Origin of the sequence: Paractinoplanes bogorensis (assembly GCF_018829635.1) — a bacterium.
GTDB lineage: Bacteria > Actinomycetota > Actinomycetes > Mycobacteriales > Micromonosporaceae > Actinoplanes > Actinoplanes bogorensis.
The window spans coordinates 689,660-710,186 of record NZ_JAHKKG010000004.1 but is presented as its reverse complement, the minus strand read 5'-3'; the positions used below and the strand labels follow the sequence as shown (position 1 = coordinate 710,186).

Here is a 20,527-nt window from a genome sequence, read left to right as displayed (position 1 = left end):
CTGATGACGTGTTCGTCTTCGACGAGTCCGGAGTTCGCGACCGGCGTGGCTTCACCGGTGTGGCGGTCCTGGCCGCTGTGTGCCTGACCGCGGGTGCCCTCTGGTTGACCCAGCCCGGCACACCATCGGCCGCCGCTCCCGCTCCCGGTCAGGCCGCTACCGGTCAGGCCGCTCAGGCCGCTCCCGCTCAGCCCGTGACCAAGCGATCCGGGTCCGTCTGTGGCGACGACCTTTGCTCCCGTACGGCCGCCGACAGCGCCCGCCGCACGAGCCTGACCACCAGCCCCGCCGACTTCGACGCCGAGACGCACCGCATCGCCGGTGCGGTGACCGCGGCTCTGTGCCCGCCCGCTGCCGTGTCCACCTGCGGTACGGCCCAGGCCTCACCCGCGACGGACATCGCCCTGGTCCGCGCCACGATTACCGGCCAGGGCTTTCCCGCCGCGACCGTCCGCTTCGCCCGCCCGCGCGACCCCGCCCCGGACGGCAGCGTGGTCTACGCGGTCCCGCTGACCGGCGGTGCGTGTTTCGTCGCCTACGCCGTGCGCGGCATCGGATCCAGCACCCCGCCGGCCGTGGGCAAGCTGCCGGACGGCCGCTGCCTGGACGCCTGATCCGCGTCCTCCTCATCGGTCTCGGCCCAGCGGTGCCCGTTGGCGCACGCCCAGTGCTCCATCCGTTCCGGGATGGCGCAGCCCCCGAACGCAATCTCACCCCGCTCACCCGCCGCCATCATCTCGGGCCCGGGATAGCCGTAGACGATCGGGACACTGGGCTCGCCGCACGTGGGGCAGGAAGGTTTCACGACCCACAGCGTAGTGAGAGGTACTGACAGAAACCCCCTCGTCCGGTCCGGCGGGCATAGCGTCGGGGTCATGCGAATGCGGACATTGGGTAACGGCCTCGAGGTCTCGGCGATCGGCTTCGGGGCGATGGGGATGAGCCAGAGCTACGGTCCCGGGCCCGGGCGGGCCGACAACATCGCGCTGCTGCGGGCGGCGGTCGAGCGGGGCGTCACGTTCTTCGACACCGCCGAGGTCTACGGCCCGTACGTCAACGAGGAACTGGTCGGCGAGGCCCTGCAGCCCGTACGGGACCAGGTCGTCATCGCCACGAAGTTCGGTTTCGCCATCGGCACCGGTGGTCTGAACAGCCGTCCCGACCACATCAAGGAGGTCGCCGACGCGTCGCTGAAGCGGTTGCGGACCGACCGGCTCGACCTGTTCTACCAGCACCGGGTCGACCCCGACGTGCCGATCGAGGAGGTGGCGGGCGCGGTCAGGGAGCTGATCGAGGCGGGCAAGGTGCGCCACTTCGGCATGTCCGAGGCGGCCGCGGCCACGGTCCGGCGGGCGCACGCGGTCCAGCCGGTGACGGCCCTGCAGAACGAGTACTCCCTGTGGTGGCACCGCCCCGAGGCCGAGATCCTGCCGATGTGTGACGAGCTGGGCATCGGCCTGGTCCCGTACAGCCCGCTCGGCAAGGGCTTCCTGACCGGCACGATCAGCGCCGACACGGCCTTCACCGAGGGCGACATCCGAGGCACGATCCCCCGCTTCGGCGAGGCGGAGCGCGCGAACAACCAGGCCCTGGTCGACCTGCTGGCCACCGTAGCCACCCGCAAGGGCGCGACGACGGCCCAGATCGCGCTGGCGTGGCTGCTGGCCCAGGGCCCCTACATCGTCCCGATCCCCGGCACCCGCCGCCTCGAGCGCCTGGACGAGAACATCGGCGCCGCCGACGTCGAGCTCACCCCGGACGACCTGGCCGAGCTGGACACAGCCGCCGCGAAGATCGACATCCAGGGCGGCCGCTACCCCGAGCACCTGGAGAAGCTGACCAACATCTGACCCGCTTTCCCGTACGCCGTTGAGCACCCACAACCGCAGCCACCTGCCGCGCCGCGGATTACCGGTCCGCGGTCGTGACGTGCCCGAGGTATTCGAACTGGTCGCGGACGTCTGCCAGGCGCCGCACCGGCCCCTTTCGCTACGTCGCGAACTCGGCTTCGGGCTCCCGGACGCGGGGGCCGGGCGCGGCACGCGGGACGCTGACCGTGAAGACGGCGCCGTGCGGGTGGTTGGGCTCGTAGGAGACGTCGAGTCCACCCGCCTGGGCCAGCTGCCGCACCAGATAGAGCCCGAGCCCGGTGCCGGCCGTCGTCGTCGCCACTCCCGACCCGGCCCGGGCGAACCGGTCGAACAGGTGCGGCACGAAGTCGGGCGGCACTCCCTCGCCACGGTCGGCCACGCGGATGGAGACCTGTTCCTCGGCGTTGACCACCCGCACCTCGATCGGCGGCTTCCCGTACTTGGACGCATTCGTCAGCAGGTTGCCCAGAATGAGGGTGAGCTGCCCGGGATCGGCCAGCCCGGTGGTCTCGTCGGGGGCGATCACCGTGATCGGCGTGCCCGAGCTGATGTGGTGGGCCTTGACCGCCTCGCGGGTCGCGTGGGAGACGTCGACCCGGACCGGCCGGGCCAGCATCGCCCCCGCGTCGAACTGGGCCAGCATCAGGATGTCGGTGACCAGGTCGTTCGCCCGGTGGCCGGCCGCCGTCATCCGCTGCACGTAATTGACCTTCGTGTGCTCGGGCAGCCCGGCCCACTCCTCGACGACCAGCCCGCCCAGCCCGACGATCTTGGCGAGCGGCTGGCGCACGTCGTGGCTGAGCATCGCCATCACGTCGGCCAGGTGGGTGTTGGCGTCCTGCAGTTCCTCGGCCCGCTGGGCGAGCTCGGCCTGGGCGGTGGCGCTCGCCCGTTCCAGGGCGTTGCGCTCGGTCACGTCGATGATCTGGGTCGCGAAATACTGCGGACGGTCCTCCTCGTCGCGCAGCACCGCGCTGGTGATCGACGCCTCCACGACCTCGCCGTCCGGTCGCAGATAGCGCTTGTCGAGGTCGAAGCCGTCGATCCGCCCGGCCAGGCAGTCACGCATCGGCCCGGCGGCCAGGTCGGCGTCGTCGGGATGGGTGAGGTCGGACATGAGCCGCCCGACGACGTCTTCCGCGGCGCGGCCGAAGATCTGGCTGGCCGCCGGGTTGACCCGCAGGCACCGGCCCTGGGTGTCGGCCAGCAGCATGCCGATCCGCGAGCCGTCGAACACCTTGCGGAAGCTGCGCTCGCTGAGCAGCAGATCGCGCCGGTTGCGCCGGGCCCGTCCGGCGATGATCACCACCGCGAGCCCGACCGCCGCCGCCCCACCGAGCGCGGCCCGCCCGGCGATCTCGGTGTTGTGCAACGATCCGAACAGCACGTCTTCCGGCACGGTCGCCGACAGGCGCCACGGTGTGCCCTGCACCGCGACCGAGGAGTAGCGCCACCACCCGCCGTCGGCCTGATATCGGCCGCCCGAATCCCGGGTCAGCGCGCCGGCCAGCGCCGGATCCTGGTCGGCCAGCGTGGGTGAACCTCCGGCGAACGGCTCGGTCGTGGCCACCACGTTGCCGCTCGTGTCGACCATCTGCACCCGGGCCCCGTCCAGCGAGAGCGCGCTGGTGAAGTACGACGCCAGAGGGCTGGCCCTGATCGGAATCGCGCCCGAGAAGACCCGCCGCCCCGCACTGGTGTCGAACGGCACCGCGAACGCGACAACCGGGATGTTCCGCGCCGCCGAGGCGACCGCCCCCGACACCGCCGGACGCCCCTGCAACGCCGTGCGCAGATGCTCGTACCGGACGGAGATGTCCCGCCCGATCTTGCCCGGGTCGCTCGGCGCGATCTGGAGCACCCGCCCCTGCGAATCGAGCAGCACCGCGTTCGAATACCCGAACCCGTCGACCGCCCGCTCGAAGTCCCGGGCGTCGACCACCGGATCGGCCAGCGAAGCCTGCGCCTGCACCTGTTCCCGCATGAGCACCTCGGTGGCAACCCCGTTCATGAAGTCGCCCAGCGTGCCCACGCCGTGGTCGAACCGCTCGGCCACCGCCTGCCGGCTGTTGTCCTGCTGCCACAGCAGCACACCACTGCCCACGACGACCAGCAGCAGCCACACCCCGAGGGGTACCACCGCCGGACGCCACCACTCCCGCAGGCCGCGCATACCCAATAATCGGCGCAACCGGCCTGCAACTGAGCGCCCGCCGTCCCCGGCCCGGCCGCGGTGCGAGCCGTCACCGGGCCGGGTCGGGGTATCTGTCAGCTCGCGGCGCCGGCGAGCGCGGGCTGCCAGACGTAGGTCTGCGGGGTGACCGCGGCCGACGTACCGAAGTTCGCGTTCACCGTGGCCAGCTCGCGCGAGTTCGGATACGAGTTGGTGCACGACACCGGGGCGCTGCTGCCCGACATCAGGTCGGCGCACAGCCCGGTCCGCCGGTCGGGCAGGCCCAGGATGTGCCCGAGCTCGTGGGCGGCGATCCGCGGCGGGTAGTAGCCCTGGTCGACCGCCTGCCGGCCCATCCACACCCGGCCGTTGCCGAGCGAGGTGGTCTGCGCCCGCGGCCAGCCGTTGTCGGCGTAGATCCGGATGTTCGGCGTGCGCCCGGCCGTCACCGGCTCGAGCCGCACGTTCGTCGCCCGGCTGTTCCAGATCTGTGCGCCCTGGTTGACCACCGAGACGAACTCCTGCGCCTGGCTCGCGTCGTAATAGAGCACCCGGGGCGCGGCCGAAGCGGGCGCCGCCGCGGCCACCTGGACGCCGGCGATCGCGGCGACCACGCACAGCGCGGCCGCCAGTCGTTGACGAAGCATCAATGCCCTCCTGCGGGGGATCGGGGGGTTTCCTGGTTCCCGACCCTAGCCATACAAAGATGGTCATCGATGTTCTCCGCTCATACCGAAACCGTCCTATCCCGGCGCGATCCGGACCGCCGCTCCGACCGCGGGCGTGCCTCGCCGGACACCAGGAACGCGACGGCGTAGACCGGCCCGGCGACGATGACCGGCCGGGGAACACACGGCACGCCGACCGCCGGGGGTGACTGGGCGCGGATAGAGTCGGGGCATGGCAGCGGGAGCGGTGACACCCGGTGAGCGGGTACGCGATGCCGAGCGCACGCGGGCCGAGATCATCGAGGTGGCGACGCACGAGTTCGCCGATCAGGGCTATGCGGGGGCGCGGGTCGACGAGATCGCGGCCAAGACGCGGACGACCAAGCGGATGATCTATTACTACTTCGGGGGCAAGGAAGGGCTCTACCTGGCTGTGCTGGAACAGGCCTATCAGCACATCCGGGCGCTGGAGCAGAAGCTCGACGTCGACCATCTCGAGCCGGTCGAGGCGTTGCGCAAACTGGCTGAGCTGACCTTCGACCACCACGAGCAGCATCAGGATTTTGTCCGGCTGGTCGCGATCGAGAACATTCACTACGCGCAGCATCTGCTCAAGTCGGAGGCGCGTGCGGGGCTGGCCGCGCCGGCTCTCGACGTGCTGAGCCGGATCGTCGAGCGGGGGCGGGCGGCCGGCCTGTTCCGCGACGACGTGGACGCGCTCGACGTGCACCAGATCATCAGCTCGTTCTGCATCTTCCGGGGCGCCAATCGCTACACGTTCCGGGCCATCTTCGACCGCGACCTGCTCGACCCGGGCCGTCGCGATCACCAGCGCCAGATGATCGGCGACCTCGTCGTCGCGCACGTCACGGCGACACCCACCCGCTGATCGGAGGGTGGCGTCCGGCCTGGTGGTGGACACCTTGATGTTGTTCGGAGCGGGTAAAGTCGCCGCGATGTCAGCCTTTGATGATCTTTTCAGCCGGCACGTGCTCACCGGGATTGCCCGGCAGTTCGCATTCGCCGATGTGATCGGCGAACGGAACTGGGCCGTCGACATGGGGGCGGGGGTCGCCACGTTCGGCGATGATCTGCGATTTCCCCTTCAGCTGCTGGGCAGCGAGAGTCACGGCGACAACTCCTGGCTGTGGGCGTGGGCCAACCACGCGAGCAACCTGCCGCCAGCCCTGACACAGCTGTGCACGTGGCTGCGGGGATATGGCGAGACTCAGGGTGTGGCCGAGCTGACCGAGCGGTCCTTCCCGCTCGAGCGCGCGGACGGGCACCGCCTGGCCCTGGTCGCGTCGGGGCTCACCGGGCGGCCCTACTACCGGGGGCCGTACGAGGGTGGGGCGCTCTTCTTCCACCTGGAAGGCGTGCCGCAGCAGGAGATTCTGCCCGAGCGGGCGCTCACGGTGATCAGCCAGACCATCTCGGCATTCCCGTTCGATCACCGGGCCGGCGTCGGCGCCTTCTTCGAGCAGCAGGGCTGGCCGGTCGACTCGGGCGAGTCGCTGATCGCGCACCACCCGGCCGGCGCCGAGCTCACCGTGAGCTTCGACCACCTGGGCCGGATCGCCCAGCTCAACGGCTCGATCTCCCCGCGCACCTGACAACGCGGGGGCTCAGCGTAACGAGCCCCGGGCGGGCAGCACCTCGTCCGCCTCGACCGGGCGGCCGAACAGGTAGCCCTGCGCCAGGCGGTACCCGAGCCGGTACAGCTCGTCGGCCTGGTCGGCTGTCTCCACACCCTCGGCGACCGCCTCGAGACCCAGGCCCTGACTGACCTGGATCAGCGCGCTCGCGATCACCGCCTGGCGGCCCTCGGTCGTGATGTGGTCGACGAACGACTTGTCGACCTTGAGGATGTCCACGGGGACGGTCTGGAGCAGGCCGAGCGACGAGTGCCCGGTGCCGAAGTCGTCGAGGGCGATCCGCACCCCGAGCTCGTGCAACCGCTTGACGGTCCGGACCGCCTGCCCACCCCCGAACACCGCTGTCTCGGTCACTTCGACCACCAACTCGTACGGGAAAAGCCCTGTCTCGGTCAGCACCGAAGCGACGAGCTCGGCGAAACCGGGGTCGGCGAGCTGGCGGGCCGACACGTTGACGCTGACCCGGCGTGGGGCGACGTCCACCGACGACGCTCGCCAGGCGCCGGCCTGGGCGCAGGCCGTCCGCAGCACCCAGGCGCCGACCTCGTGGATGATGCCGGTCTGCTCGGCCAGCGGGATGAAGACGGCGGGGCTGATCGGGCCGCGTTCCGGGTGGTGCCAGCGGATCAGGGCCTCGACCGCGACCAGGGCGCCGTCCGGCAGTGTGACGATCGGCTGGTAGGCCACCCGCAGCTGCCCGGTGTCCAGGGCGGTCCGCAGGTCGTCGATCAGGCGGCCCTCGTCGCCGGCCTGGTCGTCGAGGTCGGCCGAGTACCAGTGGTGGCGACCGGCACCGGCCCGCTTCGACGCGTACATCGCCACGTCGGCGCGGCGGAGCACCTCGTACGCGTCGGAAATGCTCGCCCCGGAGGCCACTCCGACGCTCGTGCCGACGGCGACGTGATGCTCGCCGATCTCGACCGGGCGGCGGACGGCGGACGTGACCCGTTCGGCGATCGCGTCCACCTCCTCGTCGGTCACGTCGCTGATGACGACCGCGAATTCGTCGCCGCCGAGCCGGGCGACCAGGTCGGTGTGCCGCAGGACGGAGGCGAGCCGGTCGGCGATCACCTGCAGTAGACGGTCGCCGATCCCGTGGCCGAGCCTGTCGTTGACCGCCTTGAACCCGTCGAGGTCGAGCATCAGCAGGTGCATCGACCGGCCGTCGACCGTCGCGGTCAGCAGGTCGGAGAAACGGCGGCGGTTGGCCAGCCCGGTCAGGCCGTCGGTCATGGCCAGCGTCTCGAGCTGCCCGGACTGGTGCTGCACCGTGGTCACGAATCCGGACAGCCGGGCCATGACGAGCAGGAACAGCAGGATCGACCCGATGCTGGCGGCGAGCCAGTCGACGTGGCCGTGCCGGTGGACGCCCTCGGTGATCAGCACGGTCGGCGCCAGCAGGGTCGAGCCGGTCAGCAGCACCAGCCGGGCCGGGCCGAACCGTTCGGCGGACGGGCGGGGCAGCGGGTTGTGCGCGGTGGGGTGCAGGGCGGCCCCGGCGAAGCACAGGTAGGTGAACAGGAAACCGCCCGACACGAGCCGGGCGGCGAGCGGGGTGAGCGACGGGGCGAGGCTGTAGAACGCGCTCGCGGCCAGGCAGACGGTGCTGCCCGCGGTGAGCAGCCACAGGCTGGGCGTCCGCGGGCCGGGCCGGACGATCAGCGGGACGACCGCGGCGAACAGCAGCACGGCGGCGGTCGGGTAGCCGAGGGTGACCACGTAGGCGAGGCTCGGCTCGGCGTCCAGGGCGACCGGGACGACGACCAGCACCCAGTAGACCAGCCCGAGCCCGGTCGCGATGATCGCCATATCGAGGAAGCGGGTCCAGTCGAGGCCGCGCCGGTGCCGGGTCAGGGCGAACAGGGCGGCCGTGAGCAGCACGTACCCGATCAGGTAGCAGCCGTCGGCCCACGACGGGAACGGCTGGTAGCCGAGCGCGAACTGGTTGGCCGCCACCCCGAGATCACCGGCGACGCACGCGGCCAGGCCCAGCGTGAAGGTCAGCCAGGCGCCCCGGCGCACCGGCCGGTTGCGCCGGATGCCGGTGAACGCCAGCACGACGGCGAGCGCGCCGACCCCGGCCGAGAGCAGGACGTGCTCGTTCTCGGTCGGCAGGGCGACGTAGGCCAGGCAGGCGAGTGTTCCGGCGACCGGCCACAACGCCCAGATTCGGACCCGCATGCCGGTCCGATCGGCAGGGTCCGGGCAAACCTGATCAAGGTGCGACGGCGCGCCGTACGGTCTCGCGCAGCAGCTGGCGGCGGCTTTCGTGGCGGGCGGCGGGTTCATCGGCCGAGGCCGCATACGCACGACTCGTCGCCGACCAGGCGTCGGCCATCGACACGACCAGGGTCAGCAGGTCGGCCGGGTCGCCCGCCCGCAGCCGGCCCGCCTGTTGTTCCCGCTTGACCGCGGCCAGTTTCGGCACCAGCTCCTCGTCGTCGAAGATCAGGCCGACCGGGCGCTGTTCCAGGCGCATCCAGCCCATCAGGCGGGCCATCAGCGGGTCGCGGAGGTTCTGGTCGTACATGGCGACGGCCCAGTCCGGCAGCGTGCCCGCGTCGAACGCGACCGCGCTCGCCCCGCGGCTGCGCAGGTCGGCCACCACGGCGTCGAGCAGGCCTTCCTTGTTGCCGAAGTAGCCGTACAGCTGGGCCTTGTTGGTCTTCGCGGCGGCGGTGATGCGGTCGATGCGGGCGCCCGCGATGCCGAACTCGGCGAACTCCTGCGCGGCCGCGTCGAGGATGCGCCGGCTGGTCGCCGCACCGCGCGACGTGGTCGGGAGTTCGGGCATGGGCCCACTATACAAACAGACGAGTTAGTTTGCTTTGCCGTGCCGAGCGGGCTACGTTGGACGACAGACCAACTAGTTTGTTTTTGACAGGGAGAAACCCATGGCTTCCACGTACGCCTGGCAGAGCACCGGAAACTCCACCGCGCTGGAGCGAGTCACCATTGAGCGCCGCGACCTGCGCGCGGACGACATCGCGGTCCGGGTCGACTACTGCGGCGTCTGCCACAGCGACCTGCACGCCATCCACGGCATGACCGGCAAGGCGACCGAGGGCCTGGTTCCGGGACACGAGTTCACCGGCACCGTCACCGCCACCGGCCCCGAGGTGACCGGCTTCGCCGTGGGCGATCTCGTCGCCGTCGGCACCGTCGTCGACTCGTGCGGCGAGTGCGCGATGTGCCGCATCGGCCAGGAGAACTTCTGCTATCAGGGTCCGATCACCACGTACGGCAGTGTCAACAAGGGTGGATACAGCCGCGCGTACGTCGTACGGGAAAGGTTTGCTTATCTCCTGCCGACGGGGCTGGACCCGGCCGCCGCCGCGCCGCTGATGTGCGCGGGCATCACCATGTGGGAGCCGTTGCGTGCGGCCGGGATCGGTGCCGGCAGCCGGGTCGCCGTGGCCGGACTGGGCGGACTCGGACACCTCGGCGTGAAGCTCGCCGTCGCCCTCGGAGCCGAGGTCACCGTGCTCAGCCGCACCCCGGACAAGGCCGGCGACGCCCCTGCGCTGGGCGCCGCCGATCTGCTGCTCACCACCGACGAGTCGCGGATGAAGGAGGCGGTCGGCCGGTTCGACCTGATCCTCGACACGATCGCCGCGCCGCACGACTTCTCGCCGCTGCTGCGCCTGGTCGGCCTCGACGGCACGCTGAGCGTCCTCGGCTACCCGATGCCGGCCGAGGTCCGCATCCTCGACCTGACCTTCGGGCGCAAGAACCTCACTTCCTCCGGTACGGGCGGCACCAGGTATACGGCCGAGTTGCTGTCCTTCGCCGCCGAGCACGGCATCACCGCCGACATCGAGCTGCTGCCCTCGAGCCGGGTCGAGGAGGCGCTGAACCGGCTGGAGAAGGGTGATGTCCGGTACCGGTTCGTGCTCGACATGGCCGATCTTGACGTTGTCCACAATGCGGAGTTGTCCACAGGGCGGCCGTGAAGATCACCCGATTTCAGTAGACTGGCTGGTGGAGGTTCCCCCTGGGTGGGCGGGATCTGCGTGGTGGATCTGCGCGGTGGATCTGCGCGGGCGGGATCCGACTACAACCGCTGCAACTGTGTGACGATCATGGCGACGGCGAAGAACCCGTAGAACCCGATCGCGACGAGCATGCCGCCGAGACGCCAGCCCTTCATCCGTACGGGCAAAGGAAGGTCCCGGGTGTTGAGGCGCACCAGCAGCGCCGAATAGAGCAGCGTCACCACCGAAGCCGCACACGTCGACACGATCAGCAACCCGAGCGGCTGGGTGAAGCCGGCCAGCAGGATCAGCGAGCCCAGCACGATCTCGATCCACACCACGGTCAGATAGAGGCGGGGCTCGGTCCAGCGCACCGACGTCTGCAGATAGTTGCGGCGCAGGAAGTCGGACGCGACCCGCCCGATGATGTCGAGCAGCCCCATCGCGGCCGCCCACAGCGACACCGCCGCGACCGCCAGGAACAGAAGCCGCAGCCATTCGCCGCCGGACTGCCCCAGCAACGAAGCCTCGATGCGAAGGAACGAGGTGTCGCTCTTGAGATCGTCCCGGCCGAACAGCGTCTCGTACGCCAGCAGGCACATGATGCTGATCGTCACGAAGCACACGGCCACAAAGGTGACCAGGTGTTCGAGGTTGGCCCGTTTCCACCACACCCGCCAGCGGGCCAGGTTCGCCTCGTCGGTCGCCATGTCGTAGCGATCGGTGCCGGCCGCCTCCTCCTGGCCGGTGATCGGGGAGATCAGCCGTGGCACGTGCGCGCCCATGCCGTAGCGCTTGTCCCGGATCCAGTTGCTGAGGACCAGATTGTGGACGCCGCCCGCGCCGGCGGCCCCGATCGCGCTCAGGATCAGCGTGAAGGTGATGCCCGCCGGGATCCGCCCGAACTCGGTGACGGTGGCCCGGGCGGCGTCGCCCCACGTGCTGAGCGAGATGACGAAGACGACCACGACGGCCAGGAAGAAGATGGTCAGCCCGACCTTGACCCACTCGACACGCTCGACGGTCGTATAGATCACCTTGGAGACCGACAGCAGCGCGCCGACCAGCACCAGGCCGACGACGGTGATCCAGACCGGATCGCCGCCGCCGAACAGGTATGTGAGCACGGTCGATCCGCTGGTCGCCCAGCCCGGCCACACGTACTGGAAGGCGCCGGCCAGGCAGATGACGATGCCCCAGCCCTTCCACCAGCGGGAGAAGCCGGCCACCACGGTCTGCCCGGTGGCCAGGGTGTAGCGCTCGATCTCCATGTTGATGACGAACTGGACGGCGAGCGTGCAGAAGGCCAGCCACAGCAGGCCGAGTCCGCCGATCGCGGTCAGATAGGGCCACAGGATGATCTCGCCGGCGGCCATGCCGATGCCGACGGCGACCACTCCGGGGCCGATCATCCGGCGCAGCGAGAGGGGTTCGGGGAGGTCAGTCTTGGTCTCGGTGAGCATGGGGGGCTCCCTTTTCGGCGTCCTCGTCCAGGACGGAATCGAGGTGGCGCAGGATCCGGGCGATGTCGGGGGTGCGCCCGGTGAACAGCTCGAAGGCGGCCGCGGCCTGGTGGGCGCACATCGCCGTCCCGCCGATCGCGCGCAGCCCGCGGTCACGGGCGGCGCGCAGCAGCGGCGTCTCGACGGGCATGTAGACGATGTCGACGACCCGCAGGCCGCGGTGGAGCAACTCGGCCGGCAGGGGCATTCCGGGGTGTTCCTTCATGCCGACCGGGGTGGCGTTGACCAGGACGCCGGCGTGCTCGAGGACGGTCGCGAGGTCTCGCGGCGGCACGCGGGTGACGCGCTCGCCGCCGATCACCTTGCGCGGATCGGGATCGACGATCGTGAGGTGCTCGACGGCGTCCAGGCCGAGCAGCGCGTGGGCGATGGCCGCACCCGCGCCGCCCGCTCCCAGTTGCACGATCTTTCCTGACATTTCCTTCCCGTACGCCTCCAGGAAGCCGAACGCGTCGGTGTTGTGTCCCCGCCGACGGCCGTTCCGGAAGACCACGGTGTTGACCGCGCCGATCGCGCGTGCCTGCGGGGACAGCTCGTCGAGCAGGCCGATCACCTGCTGCTTGAACGGATGGGTGATGTTGACGCCGGCGAACCCGGCGCGCTCGGCCTGTCCGAGAGTCCGCCGGAGCTCGGACTCGGTGGACACGTCGAACAACTCGTAGGTGAGGTCGAGACCCTGGCCACGGCCCTCGGCCTCGTGCAGCGCCGGGGACAGGGACGTGCCGATGCCGGCGCCGATGAGGCCGCAGCGCATGGTCACTCCTCTTATGTACGGACTAGTACGTTAGTTATCCGCTGTGACGGGGCCCACTGTCAAGCCCCGTGTAGGCTGCCGCGGTGATCATCGTCGCGAATGTCCTGGTGGCGCTGGTCGCGCTCATCCACGTCTACATCCTGGTGCTCGAGATGTTCCTGTGGACCACGCCGCGGGGATACAAGGCGTTCGGCCTGACGCCCGAGTTCGCCCAGCAGACCCGGGCGCTCGCGGCCAACCAGGGGCTCTACAACGGATTCCTGGCCGCCGGGCTGATCTGGGGCCTGATCGCCGACTCGATGGCGGCCAAGATCTTCTTCCTGGTCTGCGTGGCGATCGCCGGGGTCTACGGGGCTGCGACGGCCAGCCGCCGGATCCTGTACGTGCAGACCGCGCCCGCCGCGCTCGCGCTGATCTTCGTGCTGCTCGCCGGCTAACCCCGCCTCGGCCCGCCCCGCCCGCCCCGATCATGCAAATGATCATGGCGGGCTCTCTTGCGCCCACTGGTTTGCAGTGGAAACCTATTGGCACTGCCGATGGATTGGCCACGCGCTTTCCAGGCCGCCCGGGCCGAGATCACCGAATCACGGAGGAACGATGACCATCGCCCTGACCCGCCGCACCCTGCTGACCGCCACGCTCGCCGCCGGCGTCGCCGTTCCGCTCAGCACCGGCCCGGCGGTCGCCGCCGTCACGAAGCGCCTCACGCTCCCCCGCCCCACCGGCCCGCACCGCATCGGGACCGTGGCGCAGCGCCTGAGGGGCGGCAACGGCCGCGACGTCATGGCGAGCATCTGGTACCCCGCCGCCGACGACGGCCGCCGCTACCCGCGCGCGCCCTGGATGCCCGCCGCCTCGTACCACGCCCTGTTCGCTTCGGTCGACCTCGACGCCGCCGAAGCCCCGCTGACCGCCGGACTCCTGGGCGCACCGCCGCTGCCCGCAGGCGAGGGCCGCCCGGTCGTCGTCTATTCACACGGCAACAACTCCTGCCGAGCCGAGACGACGATCGTGGTGCAGGAACTCGCCAGCCACGGCTACGTCGTCGCCACCGTCGACCACACCGGCGACGGCTACAGCGAGTTCCCCGGCGGCCAGGTCACCACCCCGGACGACGAAGAATTCAACCCGTGGAACTCGGCCTACGACGTACGGGCCCTGCTCGATCACCTCCAGCGACTGCGGGGCCCGCTGGGCGCGACGATCGACATGCGCCGCGTCGGCATGTACGGCTGGTCGAAGGGCGCCACCTCGACCGCCCTGGTGATGAACGAGGACCGCCGCGTCCGGGCCGGCATCGGGTTCGACGGCGAGATGCAGTCGCAGCCCCGCCCCACCACGATCGACCGCCCGTTCATGATCATGAGCGCCGAGTTCCCCCGGTCCACCGAGGAGAGTGTCGAGGAGTTCTGGCAGAACCTGCGTGGCTGGCGCCTCAACATCCAGGCCCGGGGCGCGGCCCACAGTTCGTACATCGATACGCAGTGGCTCATCCCGCAGATCGCGCCGCTGATCGGCATGACCCCCGAGGACTACGCCGCCTGGTGCGGCACGCTCGACCCCGGCCGCGGCGTGCGGATCCAGCAGGCGTACCCGCTGGCTTTCTTCGACCAGCACCTCCGCGGCCGTCGGCAGCGCCTGCTCGAAGGCCCGAGCCGCGCGTTCCCCGAGGTGACATACCTCCCCTGACAATGATTACCGTTTTTGTCGAGGGACAGGGCGCGACGCGGGCGACCAGCTCCACACCCCGCTGCACCGCATCGCCCCCTGGCCCGGCTCACCGCCTCGGGCCACGCGCCGGCGTCCGCGCGTCCCTCGGAAACCACTCTTTCGATAAGCGCTCACCGCCGATCACCGATAGGCGCTCACCGCCGCGAAGTACACCGCCAGGAAGGTCAGTGCGGCGCCCCCACCGACCAGCGCGGCCGACGGGACCGGCCGGCCGGACCGCCACGACAGGAAACCGGCCGCCAGTCCGGCCAGGATCGCCACGAGCAGGGCTACGAGCAGGGCAAGGATCTCAGTCTCATTCATGGACAGAACGCTCCCGGCGCACCCCGGGGCGCAGCCAGAAATCTGCGTTCGTGCTGGTGGACCGATGGGCGCACCCTCGGTGCGCACCGCCTACTGTGTGCGGGTGGGCAGCGACGATTTCCTCGAGATGGCGAGAGCGCTGGGTCACGCCCACAGTTCGCTCCAAGGCCTCCCACCCAAGAGCACGCTGGCCAAGACGGCGGCCTGCTCGCACAACACGATTCGGAAGTGGCTGGCCGGCGAAAGCCGCCCTGATGACGTCGACAAGTTCATCCTGGTCGTGCGGGCGATCCGCGATGAGGCGCTCCGGCAAGGCCCGCTCACGAAGCACCGAGCGATCGTGAGACGGACGGACGAGGAATGGCGCTCCGCCTATCGCGAGGCGGCCGGACGACGGTCCGGGGACACCTCGGCGGCTATGAACCAGTCCTATGGACGCCGTGCACTGGAGACGAGCCGAGCCGGCCGGCCGGTGCGCCAGTGCGACCCTCTGGCGCACGGTGTGCGGGGTCCGCTCGACCCCGAGACTCCGTCCACCGAACGACTGATTCCATTCGTGCCGCGCTCCCACGACCACGACGTCGCGCAGCGGGTAGCTGCCGGTGGTGTCGTCAGCCTGGTCGGCCACTCCTCGACGGGCAAGTCACGATCGGCCTGGGAGGCCGTCCGAGTGCTGGACGACGACTGGTACCTGTGGCAGCCGGTGACCTGGGTCGAGGCCGACCGGGTCGGTCCGCGCACGGTGGTCTGGCTCAACGACGCCAACGACCACCTCTCGGAGGAGAACGCCGAGATGCTGCTGAGGATCCTCGCCGACCCGGGCCGCGCGCCGGTCACGGTGTTGTGCACACTCTGGTCGGACGAGTGGCGGACGCTGACCGCCAAGGCGAGTCCCGGCGAGATCCACCCTCATCACCGGGCCCGCACCCTGCTACTGGCCGGTTCCGTCATCGAGGTCCCGCGCATCTTCATCCCGCAGGACCCGGCCGACCTCCGGAACGCGGTCGCGACCGACAGCCGCTGGCGACGCGCCGCCGGCGAGGCAGAAGGCCAGGTCATCCAGTACTTCGCCGGGGTGCCCGCGCTGAACGACACCTACCGGTTCGGACCGGTCATGGTGCACGCGCTGATCGCCGCCGCGATGGACGCTCGGCGGCTCGGCTGGACGCAAAGCCTGTCCGCGGAGTTCCTCACCGAGGCGGCGACCGGCTACCCGACCGACGCCGAGTGGGACGCCGTCGACGATGATTGGCCGGCTCCCGCCCTGGCCGAGGCAAGCCTTTCTGTACGCGGTCTGCCCGGCGCATTGCATTCCCTCAAGTCACGGCTGCGGAGGCCGGCCGAGTCCAAGCGCTACACCCTCGCGCCATACCTCGAAGAACTCGGAAGGACCGAGCGCGCGACCGAAGTCCCGCCCGAGTCGTTCTGGGTGGCCGCACGCCGTCGCCTCGACCCAACTGCCTGGGCGATGCTGGCCCGGCAGGCCGACGGCTACGGACTGTTCCGGATCGCGGCGTCGATGCGCAAGGTGGCGATCGAGGCCGGAGTGTCGGCCGATCCCGAGGAGCTGCTGCATCGGATAGAGGGCCACGAGGTGACTCGCTGGGTGGCCGAGAAGGCGCCCTGCACGAAACCTCACGAGGTATTCCCGCTGATCAACGAACTCGTGATTCGCAATGCGCAGGATTCTCTGCTCGTGCTGTACCGCCGCGCCGCCCGCGAGGCCGACCTGGACGCATGGGGCGTCGACCGCCTTCTGGAACAACTTCACACGTTGGACGACCCGGAGGCCACTGCAGCCTTCCTGCAGCGTGATCCCGCACGGTGGTTGCCGTTGGAGGCCGATCTACTCGTCCCGCTGGCCAAGCTCGATCGCCCCACGGCCGCCCGCTTCGCCCAGCGCCTGGTGGATGACCCGACCCTGTTCGCCCCGGAGATCGTGAGCGCCCTCAGCCGAGCGGGATTTCGCGACGAGGTAGGACCCTTTGTCAGTGGCCACACGTTGACCAGCGCCACCGCCTTCTTCCTGCTGCTGGAGGCCTTGCACGAGTATGGGTTCGACGTTCAGGTCCGGCACTTGATCAGCTCGGATCATCCGGCGCCGACCGATCCGAGAGACGTGCAGCGGCTCCTCCACGTGCTCATCGATTCGGGTCTCGACGACAAGGTGACGGCCGTCATCGAGTTGATCGACAACCAGGAACCACCATGGACGGAGCAGATGCGGACAGACCTTCCCCCGTTCGTCAGGGACAGGCTGCGCCCACCGCCGGAACAACCGGCCGGACCAGTGATCAGCCTTCGTAAGCCCTCTGTTTTCGACCGCGTGAAAGACCTGCGTGGCCTGTCGCCGGACGCCGCGAGCAAGGCGGTCGAGGAAACTGACCGCACCGACCCGCATGCTGTCATGAGCCTGCTCCGGGCGCTGCGGCTCGACGAGCAGAACGATCTCCGCGACGTCCTGGTACGTCGCCTCGATCCGCTGGACCTGACCGGGCTCGATTACCACCTGACCCTCTTGGCGTCGGAGCTCGGACCGGGCCCGCAGGCCCGGTCGATCATGACGCGGGTGGTCGCCGACTGCGGCCCGTGGAACAGCAGGCTCGTCCGCCACGACATCGTCCCCACCCTGCGTGGGCTGGGAATGGACGACCTCGTGGTCCGGCTGGCGGAGCGCATCCGCGACGCCGGCAACTTCGCCAAATACGCCGATCTCGCCCCCGCCGAGGCTGCCAAGTTCCTCACCTACGGCCGCGAGCCCAACCGTTCCCCGTCCGACCCGTGGGGCTGGGCCGACCTGGCTTGAGCGGCGGCCGCCACCCGCAGCGTCACGATCTCGAACGGGCGGAACGTGAGGTCGATCGGGTCGTCCGCCTCCCACGCGGCGTTCGGGGCCGGCCGTTCGAGCAGATCGGTCGTCCACGCCCGACCGGCTCGCCCCGGCACGTCGATGCGCGCCGCAGCCCGGCCGCCCCGCGCCTCGTAGAGCCGCACGATCAGATCTCCCGACCGGTCCTCGGCCAGCTTCACCGCCTCGACCACCACCTGATCCGAAGACACGGTGACCAGCGGCGCCACCGCCCCACCACCCGTCACCGTCCGCGTCGGCAGGTTGAGCCGGTAGCCCGCCGCCATCGCCTCCAGCACGGTCGGCGCCACCCCCAGCACCGTCCGCATCACATGGGTTCCCTGGTCGGCGTGCGGGTCGGGATAGCGCGGCGCCCGCAACAGCGACTCCCGCACCTGCGTGAACGCCACCCCGTCGTCCGTCCACCGCCGCGTGATGTCATGCCCGTACGTCGAGTCGTTGGCCACCACCGCCCCGAACCCCGGCTCCCCCACGTGCACCCACCGGTGCGCCACGGTCTCGAAGCGCGCACTGTCCCACGACGTGTTGGCGTGCGTCGGCCGATGGATGTGACCGAATTGGATCTCCGACGTCGCGCGGTCGGCGTGCACGGCGAGCGGGAACGCCAGCTTCAGCAGCTTCTGCGTCTCGTGCCAGTCGACGCGCGTCTCGATCTCGAGCTCGCCCGCTCCCTCGGCCAGCCGGAACGTCTGCACGAACGACGACCGCCGGTAGGACCGCCGCACCACCAGTGACCCCGACGCGGACACCGTGACGGAGTCCGCCTCGAGGAGCGGGGTCACGTGCCGCTGATAGTGCGCGTCCAGATCCCAGGCATCCCAATGGTTCGGGATGTCCCGGAAGACCAGCAGCACCGCGGCCGGCCCGGCGGCAATCAGCTCGCGGCCGCCCACCACAAAGGACACCAGCAGCCCGGCCTCGTCGAAGACCGCCCGCACCACACCGTTGTCCAGCACCCAGCCGCCGTCACCGGCAACAGGCGCGGTGAAGGAAGAGGGCGGCACCACGTCGGCCGAAAGCGGCTGAAGCGCCCCGGTCGCTACCGGCGCCGCGTTGAACACCACGTCGGCAGAGCCCGGCCCGGCCAGCGTCTCCTGCGCCCGCCGGATCAACGGGGACACCGCGTCGGCCAGAGCAGCGTAGTTGCGCTCGGCCTCCTGATGCACCCACGCGATCGACGACCCGGGCAGGATGTCGTGGAACTGCTGCAGCAACACGGTCTGCCAGGCCGATTCCAGTTCCTCGTACGGATAGTCGCCCAGCCCCCGCCACGCCGCGGTGGCCCACCACAACTCCGCCTCGCGCAGCAGATGCTCGCTGCGCCGGTTGCCCTGCTTGGTGTTGGCCTGGGTCGTGTAGGTGCCCCGGTGCAGTTCGAGATACATCTCCCCCGACCAGGTGGCCGGCTCCGGATGCGACGCCCGCGCCTCGTCGAAGAACTGCCGCGGCGTGCTCAGCGAGACCCGGGGCGAGCCCTCCAGATCGGCCGTCCGCGCGGCCGCCTCCAGCATCTCCCGGGTCGGGCCGCCGCCCCCGTCGCCGAATCCGAACGGCACCAGCGAGATGTTGCTCAGCCCTTTCTCGGCGTACTGCCGCTGCGCCCGGGCCAGGTCGGCGCCGCCCAGGTCGGAGTTGTAGGTGTCGACCGGCGGGAAGTGCGTGAACACCCGGCTGCCGTCGATGCCCTCCCACCAGAACGTGTGGTGCGGCATCCGGTTGGTCTCGCTCCACGAGATCTTCTGGGTCAGGAACGAGTGGGAGCCGGCCGCGCGCACGATCTGCGGCAGCGCCGCCGTGTAGCCGAACGAGTCGGGCAGCCACACCTCGTCGGGTTCGAACCCGAACTCGCGGAGGAAGAAACCCTTGCCGTGCACGAACTGGCGGACCAGCGCCTCGCCGCCCGGCATGTTCGTGTCGGACTCGACCCACATGCCGCCGACCGGCACGAACCGGCCCTCGGCGACCCGCTCGCGGATGCGCTCGAACAGCGCCGGATAGTGCTCCTTCATCCACGCGTACTGCTGCGCGCTCGAGCAGGCGAACACGAAGTCCGGATATTCGTCCATCAGCGCCAGCACGTTGGAGAACGTCCGGGCGCACTTGCGAATGGTCTCCCGGATCGGCCAGAGCCAGGCCGAGTCGATGTGGGCGTGCCCGACCGCCACCACCCGGTGCGCGCTGGCGTGGGCCGGGGAAGCGAGCACGGCCGCCAGCGCCGCACGTCCGTCGGCCGCGGTGCCGGTCACGTCGTCGGGGTCGATCGCGTCGACCATCCGTTCCAGCGCGCGCAGGATCTCGGCCCGCCGGGGCAGTGACGGATCGAGCTCCCGCATCAGGCCGATCAGGGCCGCGATGTCCTGCAACAGTCCGAAAACGGTCAGGTCACGGTCGATCACGTCGATCCGCCGCAACGTGTAGAGCAGCGCGTCACCCGCGGTGGCCCGGTCACCCATCGGCGTCGGCACATTGGCGCTGACATCGGGATTGGACGCCGCCTCGACGTAGAGGTCGATCGGACCGGGCGCCAGGGGTACGGCGTCGTTGCGCGGCTCGAGCCCCTTGACCAGCGACCCGTCGGGCCGGAACACCAGCCCCTCGGCCTGGAACCCGGGCTGGGCCCGCGAGAACCCGAGATCAACCACCATTTCCCGTACGCCGTCGGCCGCTCCCCACGACGGCGGGACCTCGCCGGTGACGTGGAACCACGTCGTGCCCCACGGCCGGCCCCACGCCACCCCGGGCGCAGTCGGCGTGAACTGCTGCTTCACCGCCTCGGCGAACGGCACCGGCTCGCCCGGCACATCCCACGCCTCCACGTCGAGCGCGTATCGTCGCCGCTCGACAGCGGGCCGAAGGTGCTCACGGACGAACCGCTCGACGCGGGCTTCGATGATGCGTGCCGACTCGTGCATGTCTCCGATCCTGCCGCCGGACCGGCCCGATAGCCAGGGCATGACATGACCACCCGGAAGCTGTGCCCCGGACGGCCGGGCGCGTTAGGTTCTC

At 70.2% G+C, this 20,527-nt stretch carries 16 protein-coding genes; 8 read left to right on the top strand and 8 right to left on the bottom strand.

The window, feature by feature from the left end:
- The first annotated feature begins 8 nt into the window (after nucleotides 1–8).
- Nucleotides 9–614, top strand: coding sequence for a hypothetical protein (locus KOI35_RS15100; RefSeq protein ID WP_215787784.1), 606 nt, complete (start codon nucleotides 9–11; stop codon nucleotides 612–614).
- A 261-nt stretch (nucleotides 615–875) separates the two neighbouring features.
- Nucleotides 876–1,850, top strand: coding sequence for an aldo/keto reductase (locus KOI35_RS15095; protein ID WP_215787782.1), 975 nt, complete (start codon nucleotides 876–878; stop codon nucleotides 1,848–1,850).
- A gap of 139 nt (nucleotides 1,851–1,989) precedes the next feature.
- On the opposite strand, the gene KOI35_RS15090 is transcribed toward KOI35_RS15095, so the two are convergent.
- Together KOI35_RS15090 and KOI35_RS15085 are read right to left on the bottom strand one after the other, a co-directional pair.
- Nucleotides 1,990–4,044, bottom strand: coding sequence for a sensor histidine kinase (locus tag KOI35_RS15090; protein ID WP_215787781.1), 2,055 nt, complete (start codon nucleotides 4,042–4,044; stop codon nucleotides 1,990–1,992).
- Between the two features lie 95 nt (nucleotides 4,045–4,139).
- The gene (locus KOI35_RS15085) at nucleotides 4,140–4,691 is read right to left on the bottom strand and encodes a snapalysin family zinc-dependent metalloprotease (RefSeq protein ID WP_215787779.1); all 552 of its coding nucleotides are present in this window, start codon (nucleotides 4,689–4,691) and stop codon (nucleotides 4,140–4,142) included.
- Between the two features lie 253 nt (nucleotides 4,692–4,944).
- Here KOI35_RS15085 and KOI35_RS15080 point away from each other — a divergent pair, with 253 nt between their 5' ends.
- Nucleotides 4,945–5,601, top strand: coding sequence for a TetR/AcrR family transcriptional regulator (locus KOI35_RS15080; RefSeq protein ID WP_215787777.1), 657 nt, complete (start codon nucleotides 4,945–4,947; stop codon nucleotides 5,599–5,601).
- Between the two features lie 67 nt (nucleotides 5,602–5,668).
- Nucleotides 5,669–6,325, top strand: a complete 657-nt coding sequence (locus KOI35_RS15075) for a DUF6882 domain-containing protein (protein ID WP_246613065.1) — start codon at nucleotides 5,669–5,671, stop codon at nucleotides 6,323–6,325.
- A gap of 12 nt (nucleotides 6,326–6,337) precedes the next feature.
- On the opposite strand, the gene KOI35_RS15070 is transcribed toward KOI35_RS15075, so the two are convergent.
- A complete protein-coding gene (locus KOI35_RS15070) occupies nucleotides 6,338–8,548 on the bottom strand; it encodes a putative bifunctional diguanylate cyclase/phosphodiesterase (protein ID WP_215787772.1) in 2,211 nt (736 codons plus the stop codon).
- 34 nt (nucleotides 8,549–8,582) lie between these two features.
- Nucleotides 8,583–9,161: a TetR/AcrR family transcriptional regulator gene (locus KOI35_RS15065; protein WP_215787770.1), complete on the bottom strand. Its 579-nt coding sequence runs from the start codon at nucleotides 9,159–9,161 to the stop codon at nucleotides 8,583–8,585.
- Nucleotides 9,162–9,261: 100 nt separating this feature from the next.
- Between KOI35_RS15065 and KOI35_RS15060 the strand changes: the two genes are divergently transcribed.
- Nucleotides 9,262–10,320 (top strand): NAD(P)-dependent alcohol dehydrogenase, encoded by a 1,059-nt coding sequence (locus tag KOI35_RS15060; protein ID WP_215787768.1) that lies wholly within the window; start codon nucleotides 9,262–9,264, stop codon nucleotides 10,318–10,320.
- Between the two features lie 101 nt (nucleotides 10,321–10,421).
- Here KOI35_RS15060 and KOI35_RS15055 read toward each other — a convergent pair whose 3' ends face one another.
- Both KOI35_RS15055 and KOI35_RS15050 read right to left on the bottom strand, forming a co-directional pair.
- Nucleotides 10,422–11,804, bottom strand: a complete 1,383-nt coding sequence (locus tag KOI35_RS15055; protein WP_215787766.1) for an Nramp family divalent metal transporter — start codon at nucleotides 11,802–11,804, stop codon at nucleotides 10,422–10,424.
- Entirely contained in the window at nucleotides 11,782–12,618 is an 837-nt protein-coding gene (locus KOI35_RS15050; RefSeq protein ID WP_215787764.1) for a shikimate dehydrogenase, read from the bottom strand. Before KOI35_RS15050 ends, KOI35_RS15055 begins: the two co-directional genes overlap by 23 nt.
- A gap of 83 nt (nucleotides 12,619–12,701) precedes the next feature.
- Here KOI35_RS15050 and KOI35_RS15045 point away from each other — a divergent pair, with 83 nt between their 5' ends.
- Together KOI35_RS15045 and KOI35_RS15040 are read left to right on the top strand one after the other, a co-directional pair.
- Entirely contained in the window at nucleotides 12,702–13,055 is a 354-nt protein-coding gene (locus KOI35_RS15045; protein ID WP_215787762.1) for a DUF1304 domain-containing protein, read from the top strand.
- 160 nt (nucleotides 13,056–13,215) lie between these two features.
- Nucleotides 13,216–14,307: an alpha/beta hydrolase family protein gene (locus KOI35_RS15040; RefSeq protein WP_215787760.1), complete on the top strand. Its 1,092-nt coding sequence runs from the start codon at nucleotides 13,216–13,218 to the stop codon at nucleotides 14,305–14,307.
- A gap of 162 nt (nucleotides 14,308–14,469) precedes the next feature.
- Here KOI35_RS15040 and KOI35_RS15035 read toward each other — a convergent pair whose 3' ends face one another.
- Nucleotides 14,470–14,652, bottom strand: a complete 183-nt coding sequence (locus KOI35_RS15035) for a hypothetical protein (RefSeq protein WP_215787758.1) — start codon at nucleotides 14,650–14,652, stop codon at nucleotides 14,470–14,472.
- A gap of 64 nt (nucleotides 14,653–14,716) precedes the next feature.
- On the opposite strand from KOI35_RS15035, the gene KOI35_RS15030 reads away from it, so the two are divergent.
- On the top strand, nucleotides 14,717–17,458 hold the full coding sequence (locus KOI35_RS15030; RefSeq protein ID WP_215787756.1) for a hypothetical protein: 2,742 nt from the start codon (nucleotides 14,717–14,719) through the stop codon (nucleotides 17,456–17,458).
- Here KOI35_RS15030 and KOI35_RS15025 read toward each other — a convergent pair.
- Nucleotides 17,398–20,433: an alpha-mannosidase gene (locus KOI35_RS15025; protein ID WP_215787754.1), complete on the bottom strand. Its 3,036-nt coding sequence runs from the start codon at nucleotides 20,431–20,433 to the stop codon at nucleotides 17,398–17,400. The two genes, KOI35_RS15030 and KOI35_RS15025, sit on opposite strands and share 61 nt — an antisense overlap.
- Nucleotides 20,434–20,527: the final 94 nt, after the last annotated feature.